This is a genomic window from Arthrobacter sp. 9V (genome assembly GCF_902506065.1).
Classification (GTDB): domain Bacteria; phylum Actinomycetota; class Actinomycetes; order Actinomycetales; family Micrococcaceae; genus Arthrobacter.
In genome coordinates this window covers 4,233,466-4,256,582 of sequence record NZ_LR732912.1, presented here as the reverse complement: position 1 = coordinate 4,256,582, position 23,117 = coordinate 4,233,466, and the positions used below count along the sequence as shown (strand labels likewise).

Below are 23,117 nucleotides of genomic sequence, written 5' to 3'. Positions count from 1 at the left end.
CCGCCAGACCCAGCAACCCCGCCAGACCCCAAATCCCCTCTGGAACGCGCAGAATCAGCCGCCCGGCTCAACGCCGCATACACCGCCACTCCTTGGGCCACCGGAAGCAGGGCTGTCAGGTACGTCATGGTGTCCGGCGCAGGACGCAGACTCACGGTCCGCTCCGCAGCGGCACGGCTGGCACGACCCGCCACCGACCGCGGATCGCGACGATACGCAGCAGCCTTAGCCGCCGCAACGATCGCCCGATCACCCTTCCCCTCAAAGGTTCCCGTATCCGGGGCGAGTTCCTCATCCACAGCAGCCCGGTCCTCAACAGAAAGACACGCAGTCTCCCGCACCAACAGCGTGGCCCGCCACTCATTGAGCTGGCCCGAGTTCAACGCCGCCAACGTATGTGGCATCTCCATCACCAGTGCCTTCGCCAAGCCCAGTAAACGTGACCCACGATTCGGGGACTCCCGGCGCGCCAACGCCACCTGAGCGCCCACCCCCTGCCCCCGCTCCGAGGCAGGAACACCGGCATCAGCCTGCTCAGCACGCTGCGCAAGATCAAAAGCCACAGCAACCCGCGCCTGCAAAGCAGTGATAGCCGATTTCAGGTTTTCCAGGCTGCGGATTTGATCAATCAGCTCACCGCTTTCGGTGCCCAGGCGGACAGCTCTCACGAGTGAGATGAGATCCGGAATCCGCGGCGAGTACGGGGTGTCTTCGGCTTTCGGAGCGGGACGAAGCGCGACTGTGTCCATCGCTTGGTCCTCCCGAATTTGCCCCATACCCCTACCCTTCCAGCGAGCAAACGGCATCAGAAGACGGCGATCGTCCTATGTGGAAAACCACCGATACCCCCGCTCCGGCACGCCGCAAAGACGCCCTGCGCACCCGAACCGGTCGCTCACGTCCTTGTTTGGGTGGCTCGCCGTTGTAGGGGTTGTGGGGCGAACGTGTGCGGGCCTGTGGGGCGAACGTGTGCGGGACCCGGGGCTGTGGGGCCAAAAGGCGCGCCCGGGGTCCGGCGCCCAACAAACGCGGGATGGAAAGCCAACGACTCCGCAGTCCGTTGAACGGACGAGTGTCGGACCGGGAAAAGGACCGAGCCTAGCGCCGGGCCAGCACCGTCCGGGCGCGCACAGCGATGGCCGAGCCCAGCACCAACGCCGCAGCTACAGCCGCCGCAAGCCTGTGGGGAACGACTCGGGTGCGTCAGCGCTGCGGCCCACAGTGATCCAGGCAAGGCCCCACGCGATGGCCGCTGCGAGGGCGAGCCGGCCGTGACCCTTGATGGCCAAGGCGATACCCACAACGGCCACCACTACCAGTACGCCCACAGACCAGATCTCGGGTCGCAACCCAAAGCCTCCAAACCCGGAGGCTTTCAAGGCGGCTGCGATGTTGGCGCACACTGCCACGCTGGTCCAGCCGAGGTACAACCCCAATGTCCCATCAACAACAACAGCTTCCACCCATGAACCGGCGCGGCTTTGGCTGTACCTGAGGAAGGCCAGGACGAGGGTCACCAACAGTGCCACGATCACCACAACGCTCAACACAAGAAAGCCGGCTTGAACGGACAGGATCCACGCCGCATTGAGGATCATGGACGCCGCAACGATCCAGCCGAGCGAGCGCTGCCGGGGATTGGCCCGCTGGGACGGGAGCCACTGCCATACCGTGAAAGCAACCAATCCGGCGTAAACCACAGACCAGATGGAGAAGGCCGGTGTGGCCGGCGCCAGAAGGGTTGAGTCTGCGGCCAGAGCGCCGCCGGCCGCCTCTGCGATGGGCGTCCCGCCGAAGACCCCGACGCCGATCATGGAACCGACAATGCAGACCACCAAGCTCACCGTGACTGCGATCTGCCGCCTAAGATCCGGGCTTTGGTTTTTCATCTGCTGAGCCTCTTTCCTGGTGGGGTGTGCGGGGTCATGCATTCAGGGGGTACGTGACTTAGTATCAAATTGCTAGCGAAACGAGCTTTACGCTTATCGAAGGAACATGGATGGACGCGCAAGGCCACGCACACGGCTATTGGTACGGCAAAGACCCAGGTCAGAAGGCCATTGCCGTTGACGTGCTGAACGCCTTGCGGGATTACCGTGCTTCCGAGCAAGCGATGCGGCGGAGGACGCGTTCGTCCATGGGGATGGGCGAAAAGGACCTCCTGGCACTGCGCTATTTGTTCGAAGCCGAGGCTGACGGCAAAGTGATGAAGCCCAAGGATCTGGGCGACAAGCTCGGTATAACGTCGGCGTCCATGACCACCCTGATCGACCGCTTGGTTGAGTCCGGCCATATTCGACGCGAACCCCACCCCACGGACCGCCGTGCTCTGATCCTGAAGGCCACCCCGGGTTCTGACCAGGAAGTTCGGCACACCTTGGGCGGAATGCACCGCCGGATGTTGGATGCGGCGTGTGCTTTAAGCCCGGAAGATTCCCGGGTGGTGGTGAACTTTCTGCAGCACATGCGCGAAGCCCTGGACACGATCGATGAAGAGCCGGAAGACCCCGCAGACCCCGCAGCCTCATGACGTGAGGCTCCACTGCAGGATGAAGATGAGCGTCACCAGGAATCCCGAACCGTAGTTGAGCCAGATGAACCGCCGCCACGCAACGTTGGTGCGCGCCGCCGTCGTATCCGTCACGTTCCAATACGGGGCGCAATTGACGATGTACGGGACAGCGATGATCGCCGCCAGTGGCCCCGGCCACGGCGTGGCCAGCATTGCCAGGCCGGCAACAAGCCAGAGTCCGACGGCGAGCCTCACCGTCCGGCGGGCACCGATCACAGTTGCTATGGAGCCGATGCCGGCCTGACGGTCGGGTTCGATGTCCTGGACGGCGCCAAAGGCATGGGCCGCCATGCCCCACAGGAAGAACGCAGCCAGCAGGATAACCAGCCCCGGCGTCACTTCAGCGCCCGCAAGTGCCAAGCCCACGACGGCGGGACTGACAAAGTGCGTACTGGAGGTTAACGAGTCCAGGACCGGGCGTTCCTTGAAGCGGAGCCCGGCAGCAGAGTAGGCCACCACGGCGAATGCGCTCACCGCCAGGCTGATCCATGCCGCAGAACCGCCCGCGAATGCCAGCACCAACAGGAACGGAACATTGGTGATCGCTGCGAGCCACAGCATGGGCCGGTGAAGGTGCGGCTGCAGCAGTGCGCCTTCAATGCCGCCCTTGCGGGGGTTCTTAAGGTCCGACTCGTAGTCAAAGACGTCGTTGATCCCGTACATGGCCAGGTTGTAGGGGATCAGAAAGTAGAAGGTACCCACGAGCAACACCCAGTCGATTTCGCGCGTGGTGAGGAGCATGGCTGCGGCAAACGGGTAGGCGGTGTTGATCCAGCTGACCGGCCGCGACGCGAGCAATGCCTGGGGCAGTAGACCTTTGCGGTTCGGGGTAGGACGGGAAGCACCGTTGCGCTTACGTGTCAGCCACATCCACAGCCCGGGCAGCGCCACGACGCCCGCCAGCGGATAAGCGAAGTCCTCGATGGGCGCGAGTCCTACCCTGAGGCCAAGAATGTGTGAGGCGTCGTAGTGGAAGAGTTCCATGCCGATCATGACCGAGTCGAACACCGCCGTGAGGACAGCAAGGGCGGCGAACGCCAGGCCAACGGCTTTCCAGTGTTTGCCGGCTTCGCCGGGACGGGCGCCTCGGCGGGCGAGGATCACGCCCGCCAGTACTGCCGCGGTGATGAAGGCGAGTGCGAGCCACAAGTACGTCATACCCGCGCACGCTCCTTTTCACTGCGCTTGGCCGGGATCCGCTCCATAATGCGCCGTGCACCCGTGTAGAGGACCATGGTGCAGAGCACCAGGAAGAGCAGGAACACGGGTTCCTCAAGAGGCAGTTCGGGTGCCAGCAGAAGTCCCGTGGCAATGGTTCCTTCGCCGCGCAGGAAGATCCCCAGCCCGATTCCGGCCAGGTCCCAGCCAAGCAGGAACAACACCCCGACGGCGGTCACGATCGCCGCCGCTTTGGCGTCCCGCCAGAAGAACAGGCGGAAACGGTGATCGAGCAGCAGCATGCAGGCGATGCCCAGGAGCAGCGAGGCCAAGTAGAGAACACCCATTAGCCAATCCTGCTAGCTACAGGCCTCACAGTGGTAGGGCCGGCACTGTGATCGCCGCGGATCCGTTTCAGGACCAGTTCGGCGCTGATGAGGCACATGGGCACGCCGACGCCCGGAGCGGTGGTGGCGCCTGCGTAGTAGAGGCCGCGAACCCGCTTGGAAGCATTTTGCGCCCGGAACATGGCGCTCTGCTTCAGGGTGTGCGCCGGTCCCAGCATGCCGCCGCGCCACGAGTTGTAGTCGCGTGCGAAGTCGGCCGGGCCGATGGTGTGCCTGGCCACCACGCGCTCACGGAGGTCCGGGATGTTGGCCCACCGGGAGATCTGGTCAATGGCGGCGTCGGCCGTCCGCTCGATCAGCTCCTCACCGCTGCCCTCGGGTCCACCCGCTCCCAATGAGGGATCGGCGGGGATGGGAACCAGGACAAAGAGATTCTCATGGTCCTGCGGTGCGACTCCGGGGTCGGTGGCGCTGGGCTTGCAGACGTAGATGGACGCGGGGTCCGGAATGCTTGGATCGTCACCGAAGATGGAGGCGAAGTTGGCCTCCCAGTCACGGGTGAAGAACAAAGAATGGTGGGGAAGGTCCGGCAGTGAGCCTTTCACTCCCAACATCACCAGGACCGCGCCGGGCCCGCTGGTGCGGCTCTGCCAGTACTTCTTGTTGTAGCTCCGGTCCCGGACGCCCAGCAGTTGGGTTTCAGTGTGATGGAGGTCCGCGCCGGAGACTACCTGATCGGCGACGCTGTAGTGCTCCGCCCCGGAGTTGTCACGCCACTTGACGCCTGTGACTTCCCGGCTGTCCTTGCCGGTAAACCAGGCGGGCAGGTTCAAGCCATCAAAACGGCCCAGCTTTTTGGGGTGGGCGGCTTCACGGGTGGTGATGTTCAGGGCTTCGGCCCCCGTGTGGATCCTGACTCCGGCATCGAGGGCCAGGGCTTCCAGGCGTTCAACCAGGGCCCAAAAACCGCCCATCGGGTACTGGACGCCGTCGCCAAGGTCCAGTGCACTCATCAGGTGGTACATCGCGGGAGCCGCGGACGGGCTGGTTCCCAGGAAAACCGCCGGATATCCGAGCACCTGCCGAAGCACTGGATGCTGGAACCGCTGGGAAACGTACTTGTCCAGAGGCGTCAGGAGAAGCCGGGCGAGCTTGGGCAAGCTGCGCGCCACCTCCGGCTGAAGCAGCTCCTGCAGTTTGGTGAACGGGTTGTAGAGGAAGAACCGCTCGGCCATCTCGGTAGTGTGCTGCGCCGAGGCAAGGTAGGACCGGAGTTCCCTGGCGCTCCCGGGCTCAACGCGTTCGAAGGTGTCCAAAACCTGCTCGCTGCCAAGGGGGATTGTGAGCGGCTCCGGCCGTACGCCGTCGTGGTTCGGTTCGCTGAAGATGCGGTACGCAGGACTGAGCGTGCGCAGATCCAACTGTTCGGCGGTGCTGGTGCCGAGCAGCTCAAAGAAGTGATCGAAAACCCCGGGCATCAGGTACCACGAGGGGCCGGTGTCCCAGCGGAAGCCGTCTCGTTCAAGGCTGCCGGCACGGCCACCCACCCGGTCACGCTGCTCGAGGAGCTGGACCTCGTGTCCTTCGTGGGCAAGGAGTGCGGCGGTGGCAAGCCCAGCGATGCCACCGCCGATAACTACTGTCCGGGTCATCGGTGCAGCTCCATCCAGGTTGAGGCGACGGCGCGGGCCGCCAGCCCGGCTTTTACCGCATCCGGTACACGGACCCGGGAGCGGTAAAGCTCGTCCACGGTGGTCTGTTCAATTCTGTCCGTCAGCGCCTGGAACAAGGCCGAGGCGCTCCGGACGGCGGCCCGGGCGTCGCGCGGCAGCAGGGGAATGACGGCGTTGGCATCGGCGAGCTGGGCCCGGATGGTGCGGACCCACTCCATGCGGTCCTGATCCTCCAGATGGTCCGAGGTACCGAGGTAGCTGCGTCCCAGGCGGGTGGTGTCATCGGCCAGGTCCCGCAGGAAGTTGATGTTCTGGAAAGCAGCGCCCAACCTGCCGGCGCCGTACTCCAAAGCCGTGGCGTCGGCGTCGTCGATCTTCTCATCCCGCATGAAGACGCGCAGGCACATTAGTCCCACCACCTCGGCGGAACCGTGGACGTAACCGTCGTGGGCGTCGGCATCGAAGCGCAGCGGTGCTGCGGGAGCTGAGCTGTGCTCGCCAAGGTCCATGCGCATGGAGTCAAAGAACGGGTCAATAAGCGAGGCATCGATCCTCGCGGCCCGGGCTGTCTGCGCGAAGGCATGGATGACGAGATCGCTGCTGTAGCCCAGCTGGACGGCCAGGTGAGTCTCGTCAATGAAGTGGGCCAGGGCGTCGCACTGCTCCTGATAGCTCAGCCCGGCTTCCGCCGTCACGCCGTCCACGAGTTCGTCAGCCACCCGCACCAAGGCATAAATGTTGCGCACATGCTGGCGATGCCTGGAACCCAGCAGCCTGCAGGCCAGGCCGAACGAGGTGGAGTAAGCGGAGATGACCTGGTTGGCGGCGCGCTCAGCCGTGCGTGTGAAATGCGTAAAGGAGGTATCCGTGCTCATGATTGCCGTCCCTCCAACTGTCCCGCGAGATCGAGCATCACGTTGCGCACGCTTGCCGGGATGGTGCTGGTCAGTTGATTGTTGAATGCCTGCATTTGTTCCTCGATGAGGCTTTGGACAAATGCCTCCGCCCCGCAGTCGCTCAGGTGCCGGCGGACATGCTCGCCGTCTCCTACGCTCAGTTCAGGCCTGCCGAAGAAGGGCTCGATGTCCGCCCACGCAATGGTGGTCCGTGCATGGGCGATGATGGCCGTTTCCTTGCCCTCGCGGAGGTCGGAAAAGGGATCCTTGCCGTGGCGGCGAGGATCCCCGAAGGTGGACAGGAGGTCGTCCTGGAGTTGGAAGGCGAGACCGAGGTGCCTTCCGGCTGTTGCCAGCGCATTCTCGACGGCGAAATCGGCGCCTGCCAGTGTGGCGGCAGCACGTAGCGGGAGTTCGAAGGTGTACGTCGCCGTTTTGTAGCCGCACATCACCAGGATGGTCTGCAGGTCCGGCGCAATAACGCCGTCGCCCAGGCCCACATCCAACTGCTCGCCCGCTACGGTCTCATTGATGGTGTGTTCAAGGAGGTCCAGGAGCCGCAGGCGAAGCTCGTGGGGAAGATCTGCCCGGGCAAAGGATTGGTGTGTGGCGGCGAGGAGCATGTCGCCCATCAGGATTCCGCCGGTCTGGGCCCAGTGGAGGCTGCTCCCGGCGCGGGTGCTGTCTGTTTCGGCTCCGGCGCTCTGGCTACGGGCGGTTTCGCCCGCTTCCGCGAGGAGGGAACCGATCAGGTTGGGATGTCCGCGGCGGACGAGGTCGCCGTCGATCACGTCGTCGTGGAGGAGGAAGGCGTAGTGCAGGAGTTCAATGGCAGCGGCGATGCTGATGGCGGTTTCGCGATGGCGTGATCCCGCGGCGCCGCTCCCCGGACGAGCTTGCTGAGTCTGCTGCAGGGCGTCGTAGGCTTCCATGAGCAGGAGGGGTCGGACGAATTTGCCGCCCAGGACGTTCTGACCGGCGAGCTCCCACAGTCTGGCGAAGTCCGGGCCATAGGCCGTTGCTGCACTCGCCCTCTTGCCTATCAGCCCGGCGAGTTCGTTTTCGATCGCGCTGCAGAGGTCGGTCCGGCTGCGAACGGCGTTTGAGGTGATGGTCATGCTTCCGCCCCGGCTTGGAGCGGCAAAGCGCCCGCTTCGAGTAGTTGTGGGAACTGAAGTCCGAGCCATGGGCTGAACGCGGACGGTGTGTGCTCCAGTGCCTCGGCGAGCAGCGCGGGCGATATCCAGGCCCAGTCTGCAACTTCTGCGGGGTTGGGCTTCAAAACGCCGGTGATGCGGGCTACGTAGACGGGGCAAATTTCGTTCTCGACGATCCCGGTGGGATCTACGGCCCTGTACCGGAAGTGGGGGAGGACCAGTTCAATCCTGATCGCATCCACTCCGAGTTCGAACTGTGCCCGCCGCAGGACAGCATCCTCGAATTCCTCGCCGGGGCCGGGGTGGCCGCAGAAGCTGTTGGTCCACACTCCGGGCCACGTCTTTTTCTCCGGTGAACGGCGGGTCAGGAGGACTTCTCCTACCTCGTTGAGCAGGTAGCAGGAAAAGGCGAGGTGGAGGGGAGTGTCCAGTGTGTGCACTCCTGCTTTGGGAGCCTGCCCAATGGGCGTTCCGGCGTCGTCGAGGAGGACCACCATCTCTGTCGCGTTCATCTTGCGCCTACCTCCACACCTTTGATTCTGCCTAAACCTGAATATTGCTAGACAAGCTAGAAGAAAGGCTACCATGTAGGAAGTTAGGTGTAACATACCAAACATGTCCAGATCTGAAGAGATACCAGAAGAAGCCGGCACGCCGGTTTCCGCGGGCATCTACCATCTGGACGCCAACGACCCCCATCAGCAACTGGTGGATCGCTCCGGTCTGTCCCGAACGGACGTTGAGCAAATCAGCGAGCTCATGGCAGCCCTCGGAAGACTTCGCGAGGCAGAAGAACGCCTCTCCGACGCCTCACTCAGGTACATGAAACTGAACCAATCAGACATGCGCGCACTGCACTATCTGATTATTTGCGCCAACCACGGCGTCATTGCCACGCCCGGCGCCATAGCTTCCCGGCTGCACATCTCGACGGCGTCAACCACTAAGCTGCTCGACCGGCTGGAACGCGCCGGGCACGTCACCCGACACGCCCATCCCTCGGACCGCCGCGCGCTCGCCATCGCCATTACACCCGAAACGCACGCAGCCGCCATGGAGACCGTTGGCCGGCAGCAGGCCAAACGGTTCCTGGCGGCAGCGCGCCTCACACCTTCGGAACGGGAAACGGTCATGCGTTTCCTGGACGACATGGCGCGGGAGATCGAAGTTACTGATGAATCGTGGGCGGGTTAGTCCTCGTAAAGGGCAGCACAATCCGCGACTGGTGCGCGGCGTCCCGGTAAATCCTGTGCGTCACCGGACGGCCTACCGGCAGATGGAAAGCGTCGGGAGGAAGCAGCGCATTGTGTTCATCGGCCAAGGGTTCGCTATTGGATAGTTCCACGGTCAGATGATGGCCGGGCTTGAAGGTATTGGCGAACGGGTAAAGGCGCAGCACGTATTCTTCGATCTGCCCGGGCTCCACCGGTACTGTCCGCGTGTGAGGGTGGTACGGGTTGCCCTCGGTGCTGCGGTCGGCCAGTTCACGGTGTGAGGCCTTCAGGTATCCGCTGGTGATGAGTTGGCGTTTGCCCCCGGGCGCGTAGTCCCACAGCCGCAAGATGAAGTTGGTATCAGGCTGATCGATCTCGGCGAAGATATGCGCAGCACCTGTCCCGATCATTTCCGTGTCCTCTTCGAACGGCGGCGTGCTCCAGCTGAGGATTTCCACCTTGTCCGTCACGGTCAGGGGAGCTTGGTAGAAGCCGTCCGGAACCGCGTACTCAGACCCCATCGGCTCCGGTTCGCCGGACAGTTTGCCGCGCGGGCGCAGGTACAACGGGGTGTATTCGATGTCCTTCGGAGGCCACTGCCCGGCGGTCACCAGTTCACGTGAGCCCTCCACGAAAACACTCACCGCGGGCTCATCCATGATCCCGTTGTCGATGCCCTTGATCCAGTAGTCGTACCAGCGGAACATCTTGTCATGTTCTTCGATGAACGGCCTGGACTGCATAGGAGGGTACGGGCCGATGTCGAGCTTCTTGGGACCCTTCAGCTGGTTGAACAACTCGATGGTGCCGTCCATGGTCCAACCACGGCCCTGATCGATCTGCAGCCAGACGGGAATATCAATGGCGGGTGCCAGGGTGATGGGATTCCGCTCCTCGTACCACTGCCCATCCAGCTCGTTCATCACAATGTCGAACCACGCCTCATGGTTGGTGGGGTAATGCAGCACGTGGACGAGGTTGGGCCACGCCGCCACATCCGGGTCCTGCAGGCGCTGCTGGACAAGTTCCTTGAGTTCTTCGGGGGAGTACTTCTCCACCATCCGCGACTTCACTCGGTCCGTGAAAGCCCAACCGGAGTCGCCGCCACGGCCTTCGCGGGCTGCGCGGGGCATGAACCACATGATGCCGCCGTGGTAGGTGGTCTCGTAAAAGTCGTAGTGCCCGCCCGAGACGAAGATCGCCTTCAGGCTGGGCGGGCGCTCCGCCGCGGCCAGAACCTGCATGGAGCCAAAGTAGGAAATGCCCACCATGCCAACGTTGCCGTCACACCACGGCTGGGCCGCCACCCACTCGATGAAGTCGTAGGCGTCCTGGCCCAAGGAGACTCCGCCGGCGTTGTAATTGCCGATGTGTTCACCTCCGGAATGGCCGGAGCCGCGGAGGTCACCGATGACATGGACGTAGTCTTCCGCCACGATCCTGGCGATGTCCCCGGCTTCAATGCACCCGTCCCACATCGGACTGGGGCGCCGCTGTGGAGGAGTAGTGAGCGCGAGAGCCTGAAGCTCCTTGCCATAGGGACTCAGGGCAACAAGCGCCGGACGCGGTTTGTCCTCGGTACCTTGGTACGCATCTGCAGCGAGTTCGATGCCGTCCCGCATGGGGACGCGCAGGTCCTTACGGACGGCGATCTTTTCGCCGCCGGCGTCCAGCATGGTGAAGTCATCCATGAGTGAGCGTCTCCTCATTGTTGGTCAAAAGATCGCGGTTCAAAAACTGTGTTCGGTAGCCGTGCAGCGTGGTGAAGAAAGGGGACGGCTCCAATGCGGGATCGCCGGAGTAGCCAAGGTGGTGGGCAGCAGCAGCAAAAGGTGAGTAGGTCGACGTCGTAGTCTCCAGCCCCGCCTCAATACAACGGCAGGCGGCGTCACTGACGCGGCTTTCCACCTCGATGCTCTCCCCAAGGGCGCGCCGCGCCTGCGCTTCATCGAGTTCGACGCCGAACGGCTCACCATCCGCGCCCCGGTACGGGTGACCCAGGTAAAGGTGCCGGGGGCGTATCTCGTCCCGCAGGAACTTGAGGCTGGCGCGGTACGCCGCCGGATCCGCGAATCCGGGGAACCCGTTGGCCGCGCCGTGAACCTGCACGGCATCACCCACAAAGGCGTCGTTTTGCCCGTCAATAACATAGGCAACCGAGCCCGGGGTGTGGCCAGGGACAGAGTGAACGGAAACGGTCACGCCTCCGCCCAGGGAAATGGTCTCGCCGCCCTGCACCAGCAGCCCGGGTTCCATTTCCCCGGAAATGACTGATTCCGCCGCCGCGCCAACCCGGGACGCGCCGTCGGGGTCATTCAGGTATTGTCCGCGGCCAGCGAGGTATTCGTCCACATGGGCTTGGCGGGAGCGCAGCATCGGGGCGTCCGCCCGGTGAATGACAACCTTCGCCTGACGGCCCGTCAGCTCCCACAAAGCGTGCGCCCCGCCGATGTGGTCGATGTGCCCGTGCGTCAGGAAAATCCAGCGAACATCCTCGATTCGCCGGCCGATCGCTTCCAGCGCAGGGGCCATGCCGTCGGCAGGTGAGGACGCGATTCCGGTATCCACAATGGCCGGTTCGGGTGAATCGATGTAGAAGCTGTACAGGCCGAAGCGGCCCCACGGCGAGACGATGGGGTGGACGCGCACCGGTTGCGTCATTGTCCCGTGCCCCGGTTCAGGAACTCCGAGGTCTCCGTGAACACGCGGTAGAACTCCGGTATCCAGGAGAAATTTTGCACGAATCCGTGGTTGGCACCGCTGTAGCGCTTGACTGCTGCGTCCACGCCCGCCTCATCCAATCGCTGGCCGTAGAGTTCGCCTTCGTCACGGAGGGGATCGAACTCGGCGGTGATGATCAGCGCAGGCGGCAGGCCGGTCAGATCCGACCGTTTGATGGGGGACACCAACGGGTTGGATGGATCCGCGCCGCCGTCGATGTAGAAGGCGTTGAAGGGCCGTAATCCTGCGGTCTCCAGTCCGTAGCCCTCAGCGTTTTCACGGATCGATGCGTAGCGGTCCTCGTCGAAGTCCAGGTCCAGGGACGGGTAGTACATGATCTGGTGCGTGATCCCGTGGAATCCGTCGTCGAGAGCCCTGGCGGCCACCGCAGCCACAAAGTTTCCGCCGGAACTGTCCCCTGCAATGGCCAGGTTCCTGCCATCCCAGCCCATGTTCCCGCCCTGGGCCGCAGCCCAACGGACAACGGCGTAACAATCGTCCAAGCCAGCGGGGAAAGCGGCCTCGGGAGCCAGGCGGTAGCCCACCGAGATGACCACGTGACCGGTCTCCTTGGCCAACGCGCGGGCAACATGATCATGCGTGTCCACACTGCCCAGGAAGAACGCGCCGCCGTGGAAGTACACAATGATGCTGTGCTTTTCAGCCGCGGTAGGAGTGTAAATCCGGACAGGAATTTGGCGGTGCGGGGTCACCGGGGTGACATCAACGGCGGTGACATCAACTGCGGTGGCGTCGACGACGGCGTGAAGCGGCAGCCGCTGATCGGCCACCGGGACCCCGGCTGCTTCGGCGGCCCGCATGGATGCGGGATCCAGCGGAGGGGCGGGATCCAACGGAGAACCCCCAGGAGCGGGAAGGGAGCTGAGGATCTTGGCGATCTGTGGGTGGAGGGGCATGGTGAAGTCCTCCTCTAAGCGTTGGCCGGGAATGCTGACTCCACTGCGTCTGCATGCCAGCCGAGGCGGGACACGCGCTGCAACTCGTCGGTCAGCGGCTTTCGGGTGGACTGATAGATCGAGAGCGCATCCTTGACGGACTCTCCCTGAAGCATTGCGTCGGCGAAGCCGCCGGCGTCCAGGATGGCTGAGTTGGCGCCCTGTCCTTGGTGGTGGAGCATTGCGTGGGCGGCGTCGCCCAGCAGTGCCACGGAGTGGGTGTGCCAGGAGTCGATCGGATCGATGTCGAACACAGAACGGCTTGTCACCTTGCTCAGGTCCAGTTCCCGCGCAACCTGGAGGATCCGTTCGTCAAAACCGTCCAGGATCTTCACCAGGTAGTCGTGCGTGATTTCCGGCGCCCACGACGCGTCTTCTGACGGTGCTGTGATGTCGTAGGAGAGCTCGCCGCGGTGCCGCAAGGGCAGGTTGTAGGCGATCGTGCCGTTTTGGCCCATGTAGAAGCGCGGATTGTCATCGGTGACAAGTCCATGGGCATCGTCGATCGAAATGACGGCACGGTAGGCGTGTTCCCCGGAGAACACGGGTTCCTTTTGCGAGAACAGCTGATGGCGGACTGTGGAACGTATGCCGTCGGCGCCAATCACCAGATCGGCTGTGACAACCTCGCCATTCTGGAAGGTGAGGGTTGCGTGGTCACCCTTGTCGTCAATGGTCTCCAGCTTGTAGCCGAGGTGCACCATCCCCTCCGGCAGGGCACCGAGCAGGGCATCGATGAAGTCTCCGCGGTGGATCATGCGGTTGTGGTTCACCTGCTGGTAGGCATGCAAGAACGGCCATTCCTCGTTGGCGAGGACGTGTTGGCCGTCCGCGGTGAGGATTTCCAGGTGGTCGCTGGGGGAACTGACCGCGGCGATCCGGTCAAAAATACCCCACGTGCGGAACAGTTCAACGGACGGCGGGCGCAGCCCGATGCCCGCGCCCACCTGCGCCAGTGCCGGGGCTTGCTCATAGACGTGGACGTTCTCCGCGCCGATGGTTTGGAGGGCTTTGGCCACGGATGCTCCGCCGTAGCCGCCCCCGATGATGGCAATTTTGAGGTTCTTGATCTGTGAGGTTTTCATGGGATTGATCGCTTTCTGAATCAGGCGTTAAGGGTGAGGAAGCTGGCCGGGTTGTCCACGAAGATGGTCTTGATGGCGTCTTCCTCCAAGCCGGCTTTGCGGAGGTCGGGGATCAGGTCCTCGAAGATGTAGTTCACGGTGTGGCCCTTGACGCCGGCCCAGCCGAGCGGGCTGCAGTTGGCGTCGGCGCCTGCGAGCGCCTTGTCCAGGTGCCCGGCGCTGAGAAAGCGGAGGAAGTGGTCCAGGCGTTCCTGCCGGGGGCGGGCCCAGAATGGCGGATCCTCCAGTTCGGTTTCGTAACCGAAGGTGTCGAATCCAACTCTGCCGCCTTGCTCCGCGATCCAGGTGTCCCGCGTGTTTTCGGCGTTCACACCGTCGTCGACGTGTCCGAAGAGGACACGGTCCAGCGGCAGTCCTTCCTCCTCAAAGATGGCGATGGCGTTCTCGGCGTCGATGGCCAGGTGCGTCAGCACTGGTGCGCCGGTTTGTACGGAAGCGCGGGCCGCTGCTCTGTAGATGCGCTTGTCCAGGTCCGTCATGCGGCCGCCACGGCTGACACCCACCTTGATGACGCCGGCACGGCTGCCGGTAGTTCCGATTCCCACCGTGATCTCGTGGATGAAGACGCTGCTGAGGTACTCCACGGAGGCGCGGGCGAAGTGCGGCAGGGCAGTATCGCCGCCAACGAAGCCGGTGCAGGCGACGATGTGCACTCCTGTCTTGGCAGAGAGGGATTTGTAGTAGTCCACGTCGCGGCCATTGCAGATTCCGGTGGCATCTACGAAGGTCCCGCCGCCGTACTCGTGGAAGGCGCGAAGCTTGGGTACCGTTTCGGCGTACCGTTCCTCTGGCGTCTTCCACCACGTGGTGTCCAGCTCGCTGCCGGGCATACCGTAGCCAATGTGCTCGTGGATGGCCACGAGTCCCAGTTCTTCGGCCGGGATGGTCCCCAGCACTGTGTTTACCTTTGACACGTTGTTCGCCTTCTAGGAATGGGTGAGGAGTTCGCGGGGGTTGTCCACCAGGATGCGTTGGGCATCCTGTTCGCTGAGGCCTTTGGCCTTGAGCAAGGGGACGAACGTGGACAACACGTAACTGAAGGGAAGATCGTGGCCGTCGTGGCCCGAATCGCCCGGGTGCCCCTTGGCCACGCCTACCGAGTTGCTGGACAGGATGATCCGGTCCACGTGTCCTCTTTTGACGAGTTCCAGGACCAGTTCAGCGCGCTGATGATCGTTCAAGTAGTGGGGGCTGTCATTGCGGCCCACATGATCAAGGCCTACAAAGGCTCCGCGTTGTGCGATTTCGACGGCGGCCCCGCCAGCGTCTTTCCGGTCGAGGCCTCCTACGAGTACCCGGCCCGCGGGCAGTTGCTCGTCCAGGACAACGTCCAGGTCATGCATTGCATCCGAGCCGAAGCGGATGGAGAGTGGAGCGCCTGTGTTCAGGGCAGTCCTGGCCGCTCCGCGGAAGAGGCTCTCTTCGGTGGGTGTCATGCCGTTGCGGTCAGCTGTTGTGGTCACCAGGCCAGGGCGCCCCCGCCGTTCTACGCGGGGAACCACCATGCCCTCGGTGATCTCCTTGCTGAACAGTTCGGCAAATCTTTCGGCAGGCCATGGCGTAGGCGGGTTGGTTTGCGGGGTGAGGAAGTAGCCGCCCAGCGTCTCCTCCGGCCCCATGCCCGTAGAGGCGATGATGTGCACTCCGGTTGCCCGGGAAAGTGCTTCGTAGAGCTTCACGTCGCGTCCATGGAACATGCCCGTGCTGTCCACGATGGTCCTGCCGCCGTGCCGGTGGAAATCCCTGAGTTTGGAAGCAAGAACTTCGAAAATTTCTGCCCTGTCCATGGTGATGTCGGGCGCGTATTGGGCTCCGGGGACTACGGAGAGCAGTGCCTCGTGCACGGAAACTACGCCGAGCTCGTGGGCAGGGACGGGACCGAGCACCGTGGTGGCGGTGTGGGATGCGACGGGAGTGGAGGGCGGGTGAAGGGCTGAAAGGGATGGTGTCACTGGCTTCTTCCTTGAAGTCCGGGGGAGGTTGAGCCAGCATCACATAATTCTTTACAACGTGTCAAGGAAATTAGCTTACCGACTATGTCTATTGACATTGCGTAAAGTTTGCATCCAGACTGTGATCGAAAGCACTCCACTCCACAGTCGACCCGAAACAAGGGAGTTTCATCGATGAGCCAACTCACCACCGTCTCGAGCCGAGGTTCGGCGCGTGCTACCTTCATGGCCGCGTACAGCGCGGTCACCCTCGCCCAAGTAACCAATGCACTGCCCGGGGCGCTCAACGGCACCTTCGCCGCCGAATTCCAGACTTCCGGTGCCGGACTTACCTGGATTGCCGGCATGTTCATGATGGGCATCGTTGTGTTCGAGCTCAGCTGGGGGCTTCTGGGAGACCTCTTCGGCCGAAAAAAGTTGCTCTACGTTGGCGCTGGACTCAGCGTGGCAGGTTCCATGGTGGCTGCGCTGGCCACATCCACCGGGATGATGATCGCAGCACAGGCCATCGGCGGCATCGGAGCGGGCATCCTGTTCCCCATATCGCTGTCCATGCTGGCCGCACTCACTCCGGATCCCCGGGCCCGGGCAAAAGCCATCGCCACCTGGGCAGGGTTCCTTTCCCTCGGTGCAGTCATCTCGCCACTGCTGGCAGGTCTGACGGCGCAGCTCTTCACCGTGCCGGGTGCGGTGGGTGAACCGAACGTTTTCAGTGGATGGCGGGTGGCCTACGTCGTGGCCGCCGGCATCGCCGTCGCCGTCTTCCTGGTCTCGCTCCGGGCCAAGGACTCCTCGGCAGCGAAAGGACGCAGATTGGACCTTCCCGGGCAGATCACGCTGGCAATCGGCCTCATCGCGGTGCTGTTTGCCACCGTCCAAGCCGTGGACGCCGGATTCGGGGCAACCGAGGTCTTGGCCAGCTACGTCGTGGGCGGCATCCTTCTGCTTGCCTTCGTGATCATTGAGATGCGCACCGAGCAGCCCCTCATCCACCTCTCCTTGTTCAAAAACAGCGCTTATTCCATCACCGGCGTTGTGGCCGTTACCGGTATGTTCGCGTTCCTCGCGATCTGCTACAGCACCAGTGTGGCCGTGGGTGGTCTCGCCTTGGCCGAGGCCTGGAAAGTAGGGGTCTTGTTCGTCTTCATCCAGGGCCCGGCATTTCTCCTCATACCAGTGGTTGGCTGGCTTATCCACCACGTAGCACCCCGTTGGGCGCTGACGGGCGGGTTCGCCTTCATGGCATTGTCCGGTTTCTGGCTGTCCACCTTCGCCCTCGGAACGCCTGAAGCATTCGGCGGAACCGCATGGACGGCTTTCATTCCGCCGCTTCTGATGCTGGGCATCGGGTTCGCCTTGACGGTAGGTTCCATCACCGCCGTCGCCATTAATACCGTGCCGCCGCAACACATTGGCATGGCCTCAGCCACCACCAACCTGCTGCGCGATCTTGGTTTTGCTTTGGGGCCGGTCATCGGTTCCGCCGTAGCGTTCGCAGTGGGGGCCTCGGTGTTCGCCGGCCCTCTTTCCGGAATCCTCTCAGGGGCCGGGGTTCCCGCGAATGCCGCCGCCGGCCTGGGCCATGTGCCACCCCTGGCATATCTCTCGGGGTGGGACGGCGTGATCGCCCAGGTTTCCAGTGAAGCGACAGCCGGAGGAGCATCGAGCCAGGCTGTGGAGGGAATGACACAGGCGCTGAGCGCAGCACAACAGCAGATTCAAGGCGTGGCCGGGACCTCGCTGGGCGAAGGCTTCCACATGGTCTACCTGGTGGCAGCGATCGCCGCCGCCCTCTCCGCCGTCCTCACTCTCTTCATCTCATCGCGATCTGCGGCGCCGGCCCCCGAGGCCTCCGCGCCCGCCGCCGCTGCCGCCGCCACCACCTCCGAACCCGCCATCTGAAAGGGCCAACACCATGACTGCACCCACGGAATCAGAGATCGACATCTGGGACGATCAGCTCCTGATGGATCCCTACCCCGCCTATGCCCGGCTTCGCGAGCAGGGCGGCGTAGTCCATCTGCCCAAGAATGACCTCTACGTCATCACCCGCTATGACACCATCCGCGAAGTCCTTGGCGATCCTGCTACATACTCGTCCACAACCCTCGGCTTCAACCCCATGGTGAACGAAGCCTTGCAGGGCACCTCCTTGGCCTCCGATCCACCCACTCACACACAGTTGCGGTCGACTTTGTCAGAGAACCTCACCCCACGCGCCCTCCGCGGTTTGAAAGAGGTGATCGATGCGAAAGCGGACAAATTGGTGGCAGAGCTCGCGGACACCGGCAGTTTCGACGCCATTGATTCCCTGGCCCGTGCCTTCCCGCTGGAAATCGTTGCCGACCTCATCGGCTTCAACGGGCACGTCAAAGAGAACATGCTGCGTTGGGGGCAGGCTGCCATGCAGGTCCTGGGCCCCCTCAACCAGCGGACCCAGGAGAACTTTCCCATCGCCGGGGAGCTCTACGGCTGGTGCTCTTCAGTGACGGCCGAGGACCTTGCACCGGGCTCCATTGGTCGCGGAATTTTCGACGCCGAGGCCCGTGGGGACATTCCCCAAGGCTCAGCCGGGCACATCATCCACCAGTACCTTGGAGCCGGCGTCGACACCACCATCGCGTCCATCGGCAACATCGTGGCCCTGTTCGGGCGCCACCCGGAGCAGTTCGAGCTGCTCCGCGAAACGCCGGCGCTTGTCCCCGCGGCCTTCGCCGAAGTGCTTAGGTACTGGGCGCCGATCCATATCTGGGGCCGCACCACCACCCGCGAAGTGGAACTCGACGGCGTAACCGTCCCCGTCGGGGCGCAACTGGGCTTGCTCCTCGGGGCTGGAAACCGGGACCCGCGGCACTATGGCAACCCGGACACTTTCGACATCACCCGCAACCCGGTGGACCACCTGTCCTTCGGTTACGGACCCCACGGCTGTGCAGGCCAGGGGTTGGCGAAACTTGAGGCCCACGCCATCATCGAAGCCCTCGCCCGGCGGGTGAAAACGCTGGAAATCGGTGACGAACTCCGGGAACCAAGCAACATCACCAGGAGCCATGAGCAGCTCCAAGTGTTGAAAGTAGTGGCGGCGTGAGGATTGAACTGGACCGTCCCCGGTGCGAGGGTCATGGGCTCTGCGAGGAAGCTGCCCCGGCTCTCATGCACTTGGATGAGGACGGTGAACTCCTGATAGACGTCCCGGAGGTAGGGGGTGCTGACCTGGACGCCGCGAAAGCCGCAGTCCGGGTGTGCCCCGTAGCCGCACTTCGCTTGGAAGCAGCGTGACAGCCGGCACCCTGAAAGCCAGAGCCATGCGCCGGATCGTGGTGGTGGGGAACGGAATCGCGGGCCTCACCGCCTGCGACACCCTCCGGGCGGAAGGTTTCGACGGCGAACTCACTGTGGTGGGGGCTGAGCAGCACCAGCCATACAGCCGCCCCGCCCTGTCCAAGGCGCTGCTTCACGGTAGTGGCGGCAACCTCACAGCCCACCACCTGCCGCCGCCCACCCACCAAGCCACTGAGCTCCTCGGGGTCAGCGCCGCCGGTCTGGACGCCGACGCCCGGTTGTTAAGGCTCGACGACGGCCGGCACCTTCCCTACGACGGCGTGGTCATCGCGAGCGGAGCCCGTGCCAAGCGCCCGGCCGGAGTTCCCAACGCCCGCAGCAGCCAGCTGTTCACGCTGCGAACCATAGAGGACGCGGTCGCCTTGAAACACCGCCTTGCCGGCCGCCCCTCAGTGATAGTGATGGGCGGCGGTCCGCTGGGCATGGAGGTCGCCTCCGGCTGCCTTGACGCCGGCTGCCAGGTCACCATGGTCTCCAACAACGCCCCGCTTTCCCGGCAGCTTGGCGGCCACGTGTCCGGCATCTTCGTTGCCGCTGCCGTGCAGCGCGGGTTGCGGCTGGTCAGCAGCGGAAGGGCCCGCGTGGTGGCCGCCACCGGCCGCCCCGCCGGCACTAACCACGACGACGGCACTGGCGTAGCGCTCGCGGACGGCACCGTGTTGAGGGCTGACATTATTGTGTCTGCCATCGGTGATGAGCCAAACGTGGAGTGGCTGAACGGCTCGGGGCTTCTGGTGGACGGGACCTTGCAAGTGGACTCGAGAGGCCGGCTTCGGCCTGACATTGTTGCCGCCGGCGACGTCGCTTTCTTCCCAACCCGGCTCGGACTTCGGCGGGTCCCCCTGTGGACCAGCGCCATAGACCAAGCCAAAGTTGCCGCCGCCGGACTTCTCAAAGGGGACGCGGGTCCCGAAGGGGACATCCAGCCGTATTTCTGGACGGAAGGGTTCGGCCTGAGCCTCAAAGCGGTTGGTTTCACGCCGGTTGAGGGAGCGCCGGACTACTGCGAGCCGGGTGAAACGGGAGACTCCATGCTGATGCGCTGGGATGATGCCGGGTGGGGGACCGCTGCTGCCGTCAACTACAGGATTCCCATCCCGAAGTTGCGGAAGCTGGCCAACCAGGGACCGGGGGCGCTCCGGCCGGGGGAGGCTGCCGTCCACCGATAGGATTGGCACATGTCCTCACTGCGCGAAGCCCAGAAGCAGCTGACCCGCGACACGATTATTGAACGTGCGTTGGAGCTCTTCACTGAGAAGGGCTATGCCGCCACCACCATCGATGAGATTGCCGCCGCCGCCGGGACCACCCGCGTGACGTTCTACGCCTACTATCCGTCCCGCAGCGATCTGATGAAAGACTTCATGGCCCGGGTCAACACTGTCCTGGACCGCGCCAATGGCCCCGACGCTGCCTCCACCGCAAAGGACCTGGTGGATGTGGTCCGCTCCGGTGAGCTGTCCGGAATCCTGGCCTGGCTGGAGTCCCGGGCCGCGCTGTGGCCCGTCTTCCGTCCTTACCTGGACGTCCTGGACGAAGCGGCGGCGGTTGATCGAGAGGTACGGGGGCTGGTGGAGGGCTGGCACGAGGAAGTCATTTCAGACCTGGTACGCGGGATGCAGCTGGCTGGCCGCTTCCCTGCCGAAACGCATCACATTCGCGGCACTCTTGCCTTCACCCAGCTCGATTACGTGGCAACACTCTGGACACGGCGCAAGCTGGAGCCCAACCGTGAGCATGCTCTTGAGGTGCTCGCCGATGCCTGGTATCACCTTCTCTGCGACGACTAAGCAGGCGGGGCTCATGCGGTGTTCAATACAGGAAAATCGGCAGCCAGTCCCGGTTGTGTGCATGAACCAGCGCGAGGAACAGCACCAAGTCGAACAGCAAGTGCACTGACACCACATACGTGAAGGATTTGGTGAGCTTGAACGTGTAGCCCTGGAGCAGTGCGAAAGGGAACGTCAGCAGCGGACCCCACGACTGGTAGCCGATCTCCCACAGGAATGAGGAGAAGACCACCGCCTGCAGGAGGTTGGCCAGCCAGTCCGGGAAATGTTGGCGCAGCAGGGTGAACGTAGTGCAGATGAAGAACAGCTCGTCCCAGATTCCCACAGAGTTCACACCGACGAAGAGCCGCCAAAAGACATCGGGATCCGAAGCGTCCGGCCAGTTTTGGTAGACCCCCGTGCGGATCAGGTAGACCGGCAGGATGAAGTAACCGAGGGCAACAACGCCCATGAGATAAAGCTTCGCGGCCAAGGGCCATTTACGGCCTGTATTCACGGGGAAAGTGATGATGTCTTCGCGGTAGACGAATCGTGAGACCAGCCAGGGCACCAGCACCGCCAAGGCCAAGGCGCCTCCCATGAGGGCCATGTGCCCGGTACTGAGGTCAGCGTTGAGGGGCACCAGGCTGAAGATGGTCATGCCCGCTGCTATCAAGGCGAGGTGACGCATAAGCCGGGCGTCGATGAACATCGCAGTCACCACGCTCGCCACCAGCAGGCCATAACCGAGCAGCCCGTTGCCTGGCAGTCCGTTGTCCAGGGCAAAGAGCGGCACGCCGGACAAAGAGAGCAGTGCCGCAGGCAGGATCTTCCAACTCAGCGCGGTCCGGGGTAGTTCCGCTGACATGGGTCTCACTCCTCCAGCATGTCAGGGCTTCCCGCCCTTCAACACGTTTTCCCTTGTCAGAGGTCATCGCAGTGTTTAGGTACAGCGTTTCCTCTGTAAGATTCGTGACAGGGCCCACACGTTTTCGTGGGTGCTACGTCATGGCTGGCCATGCCAGTGGGGGACACACAAAGGAATAATTAATGGCTCAAGAAGCGGGCTCTTTTAAACCGGAAAGCGGCAGCTCACCGAAGGACGACGCTGCGGCATCGCCGGCCGGCGAGGACATGACCATGCGCGAACAAGTGCTGGACATCATCGAATCCATCCTTGCCGATAGCGATTCCCGGAGTGAGGGGGTCAGGAACAATCTCCGAGCGTTGCTTGAGGCTCGTCCCGAAGACCCGGAGCGCGTTTTGTTGGAGCACTTGCTGGAGACCCGGAAGACGCCGGGCTCACCGGCCAAGGTTCCGGTGCAGCGTGAAGCTGCCAGCCTGCACCTCGAGTCCTCGGACATAGCCCGGACCGTATCCGTTCCTGTCAGCCATGAAGTCCGCGAAGGCATCCAGTCCATCCTTGCGGACAAGCTGCTGCTGACAGCATTTCAGCCTGTCCACGCGCTGCCCGGCGGCGAAGTAGTGGGCGTGGAGGCGCTGACAAGGTTCGTCGGTGAAGACGGCGCCGGCGCCGATGTGTGGTTCAACGAGGCCGCCGCAGCCGGGCTCGGCACCGAACTTGAAATTGCCGCACTGCATTGCGCATTGACAGCCGCACACGATGTGCCGGAGAACATGTCCGTTGCACTGAACCTCACCCCTTCAACCTCCAGCGACCCCCGTGTTCGGAACCTTCTGGCCGCGGCGGCGCTCGCCCCGGACAGAATCATTGTTGAACTCACGGGCAGTTTGAACGCTGTGGAGGGACAAACCGGCGATCACGGCCTTGGCCCCCTTCGCGCCCTGGGCCTGCGCCTGGCTATCAGCGCTTCCGGAGCCGCGTTGGTTTCCATGGAACGGATTGAGCAGTTGCGCCCGGACATCATCAAGCTGGATCGTCACTTGATTGAAGGAATCGAAAGTAGCGACGGACAAAAGATCCGTGCCCGGGCCATTGTGGAACTGGCACGGGAAATCGGGGCGGACATCATTGCCGAGGGCATCGAAACGGCTGCCGAACTTGATGAAGTCACTGCGCTGAAAGTGACGGCAGCGCAGGGATACCTCTTGGGCCGCCCCTCCGTTCATCCCTTGGATTGGTCCGCCTGGAGCATCCGCACACAGACAGAAGCGCAGCCCGCAGGCTAGCCAACTGCCCGGCATTTGGGTGACTCGCGTAAAGTGGCATGCGGGGGTTTTTCGGTCCCAAGAA

Annotated in this window: 21 protein-coding genes and 2 pseudogenes; 8 read left to right on the top strand and 15 right to left on the bottom strand. The window is 63.3% G+C overall.

Annotated features, from left to right (window positions below):
* Positions 1–776 (bottom strand): annotated as a pseudogene (locus BACI9J_RS19555) (DUF222 domain-containing protein); the annotation flags it as partial.
* A 322-nt stretch (positions 777–1,098) separates the two neighbouring features.
* A pseudogene (locus BACI9J_RS19550) lies at positions 1,099–1,889 on the bottom strand (TspO/MBR family protein).
* Positions 1,890–1,999: 110 nt separating this feature from the next.
* On the opposite strand from BACI9J_RS19550, the gene BACI9J_RS19545 reads away from it, so the two are divergent.
* Positions 2,000–2,530 carry a MarR family winged helix-turn-helix transcriptional regulator gene (locus BACI9J_RS19545; RefSeq protein WP_159735833.1) on the top strand — a complete coding sequence of 177 codons (531 nt, stop codon included), beginning with the start codon at positions 2,000–2,002 and terminating at the stop codon, positions 2,528–2,530.
* Here BACI9J_RS19545 and BACI9J_RS19540 read toward each other — a convergent pair.
* The 6 genes from BACI9J_RS19540 to idi are packed head-to-tail and all read right to left on the bottom strand — an operon-like array spanning position 2,525 to position 8,315.
* Positions 2,525–3,730: a prenyltransferase gene (locus BACI9J_RS19540; protein WP_159735832.1), complete on the bottom strand. Its 1,206-nt coding sequence runs from the start codon at positions 3,728–3,730 to the stop codon at positions 2,525–2,527. The two genes, BACI9J_RS19545 and BACI9J_RS19540, sit on opposite strands and share 6 nt — an antisense overlap.
* A complete protein-coding gene (locus BACI9J_RS19535) occupies positions 3,727–4,077 on the bottom strand; it encodes a lycopene cyclase domain-containing protein (RefSeq protein WP_159735831.1) in 351 nt (116 codons plus the stop codon). The genes BACI9J_RS19540 and BACI9J_RS19535 overlap by 4 nt, the downstream gene beginning before the upstream one ends.
* The gene (gene crtI / locus BACI9J_RS19530) at positions 4,077–5,729 is read right to left on the bottom strand and encodes a phytoene desaturase family protein (RefSeq protein WP_159735830.1); all 1,653 of its coding nucleotides are present in this window, start codon (positions 5,727–5,729) and stop codon (positions 4,077–4,079) included. Before crtI ends, BACI9J_RS19535 begins: the two co-directional genes overlap by 1 nt.
* Positions 5,726–6,625, bottom strand: coding sequence for a phytoene/squalene synthase family protein (locus tag BACI9J_RS19525; protein WP_159735829.1), 900 nt, complete (start codon positions 6,623–6,625; stop codon positions 5,726–5,728). Before BACI9J_RS19525 ends, crtI begins: the two co-directional genes overlap by 4 nt.
* A complete protein-coding gene (locus BACI9J_RS19520; RefSeq protein ID WP_159735828.1) occupies positions 6,622–7,764 on the bottom strand; it encodes a polyprenyl synthetase family protein in 1,143 nt (380 codons plus the stop codon). The genes BACI9J_RS19525 and BACI9J_RS19520 overlap by 4 nt, the downstream gene beginning before the upstream one ends.
* Positions 7,761–8,315, bottom strand: a complete 555-nt coding sequence (gene idi, locus BACI9J_RS19515; RefSeq protein WP_159735827.1) for an isopentenyl-diphosphate Delta-isomerase — start codon at positions 8,313–8,315, stop codon at positions 7,761–7,763. Before idi ends, BACI9J_RS19520 begins: the two co-directional genes overlap by 4 nt.
* Positions 8,316–8,418: 103 nt before the next feature.
* Here idi and BACI9J_RS19510 point away from each other — a divergent pair, with 103 nt between their 5' ends.
* Positions 8,419–8,997 (top strand): MarR family winged helix-turn-helix transcriptional regulator, encoded by a 579-nt coding sequence (locus tag BACI9J_RS19510; RefSeq protein WP_159735826.1) that lies wholly within the window; start codon positions 8,419–8,421, stop codon positions 8,995–8,997.
* Here the strand turns inward: BACI9J_RS19510 and BACI9J_RS19505 are convergent.
* From BACI9J_RS19505 to BACI9J_RS19480, 6 genes are read right to left on the bottom strand one after another with little or no spacing between them, the layout of a single operon-like run.
* A complete protein-coding gene (locus BACI9J_RS19505) occupies positions 8,972–10,708 on the bottom strand; it encodes a CocE/NonD family hydrolase (RefSeq protein WP_159735825.1) in 1,737 nt (578 codons plus the stop codon). The genes BACI9J_RS19510 and BACI9J_RS19505 overlap by 26 nt on opposite strands.
* Positions 10,701–11,666: an MBL fold metallo-hydrolase gene (locus BACI9J_RS19500; RefSeq protein WP_236558775.1), complete on the bottom strand. Its 966-nt coding sequence runs from the start codon at positions 11,664–11,666 to the stop codon at positions 10,701–10,703. Before BACI9J_RS19500 ends, BACI9J_RS19505 begins: the two co-directional genes overlap by 8 nt.
* 8 nt (positions 11,667–11,674) lie before the next feature.
* A complete protein-coding gene (locus tag BACI9J_RS19495; protein ID WP_159735823.1) occupies positions 11,675–12,655 on the bottom strand; it encodes an alpha/beta hydrolase in 981 nt (326 codons plus the stop codon).
* A gap of 14 nt (positions 12,656–12,669) precedes the next feature.
* Positions 12,670–13,779: an FAD-dependent oxidoreductase gene (locus BACI9J_RS19490; protein ID WP_159735822.1), complete on the bottom strand. Its 1,110-nt coding sequence runs from the start codon at positions 13,777–13,779 to the stop codon at positions 12,670–12,672.
* Between the two features lie 20 nt (positions 13,780–13,799).
* Complete coding sequence (locus tag BACI9J_RS19485) at positions 13,800–14,753, bottom strand: phosphotriesterase family protein (RefSeq protein ID WP_159735821.1); 954 nt, start codon at positions 14,751–14,753, stop codon at positions 13,800–13,802.
* A gap of 12 nt (positions 14,754–14,765) precedes the next feature.
* Positions 14,766–15,791 (bottom strand): phosphotriesterase, encoded by a 1,026-nt coding sequence (locus BACI9J_RS19480; RefSeq protein ID WP_159735820.1) that lies wholly within the window; start codon positions 15,789–15,791, stop codon positions 14,766–14,768.
* Between the two features lie 174 nt (positions 15,792–15,965).
* Here BACI9J_RS19480 and BACI9J_RS19475 point away from each other — a divergent pair, with 174 nt between their 5' ends.
* The 5 genes from BACI9J_RS19475 to BACI9J_RS19455 are packed head-to-tail and all read left to right on the top strand — an operon-like array spanning position 15,966 to position 20,923.
* Entirely contained in the window at positions 15,966–17,693 is a 1,728-nt protein-coding gene (locus BACI9J_RS19475) for an MFS transporter (RefSeq protein WP_159735819.1), read from the top strand.
* A gap of 13 nt (positions 17,694–17,706) precedes the next feature.
* Entirely contained in the window at positions 17,707–18,879 is a 1,173-nt protein-coding gene (locus tag BACI9J_RS19470; protein WP_159735818.1) for a cytochrome P450, read from the top strand.
* The gene (locus BACI9J_RS19465; RefSeq protein ID WP_159735817.1) at positions 18,876–19,070 is read left to right on the top strand and encodes a ferredoxin; all 195 of its coding nucleotides are present in this window, start codon (positions 18,876–18,878) and stop codon (positions 19,068–19,070) included. Before BACI9J_RS19470 ends, BACI9J_RS19465 begins: the two co-directional genes overlap by 4 nt.
* A complete protein-coding gene (locus BACI9J_RS19460) occupies positions 19,067–20,302 on the top strand; it encodes an NAD(P)/FAD-dependent oxidoreductase (RefSeq protein WP_236558774.1) in 1,236 nt (411 codons plus the stop codon). Before BACI9J_RS19465 ends, BACI9J_RS19460 begins: the two co-directional genes overlap by 4 nt.
* A 9-nt stretch (positions 20,303–20,311) precedes the next feature.
* Positions 20,312–20,923: a TetR/AcrR family transcriptional regulator gene (locus BACI9J_RS19455; protein ID WP_159735816.1), complete on the top strand. Its 612-nt coding sequence runs from the start codon at positions 20,312–20,314 to the stop codon at positions 20,921–20,923.
* Positions 20,924–20,945: 22 nt separating this feature from the next.
* Here BACI9J_RS19455 and BACI9J_RS19450 read toward each other — a convergent pair whose 3' ends face one another.
* Positions 20,946–21,770: a CPBP family intramembrane glutamic endopeptidase gene (locus BACI9J_RS19450; RefSeq protein WP_201296623.1), complete on the bottom strand. Its 825-nt coding sequence runs from the start codon at positions 21,768–21,770 to the stop codon at positions 20,946–20,948.
* 182 nt (positions 21,771–21,952) lie between these two features.
* Between BACI9J_RS19450 and BACI9J_RS19445 the strand changes: the two genes are divergently transcribed.
* The gene (locus BACI9J_RS19445; RefSeq protein WP_159735814.1) at positions 21,953–23,053 is read left to right on the top strand and encodes an EAL domain-containing protein; all 1,101 of its coding nucleotides are present in this window, start codon (positions 21,953–21,955) and stop codon (positions 23,051–23,053) included.
* The last annotated feature ends 64 nt before the right edge of the window (positions 23,054–23,117 follow it).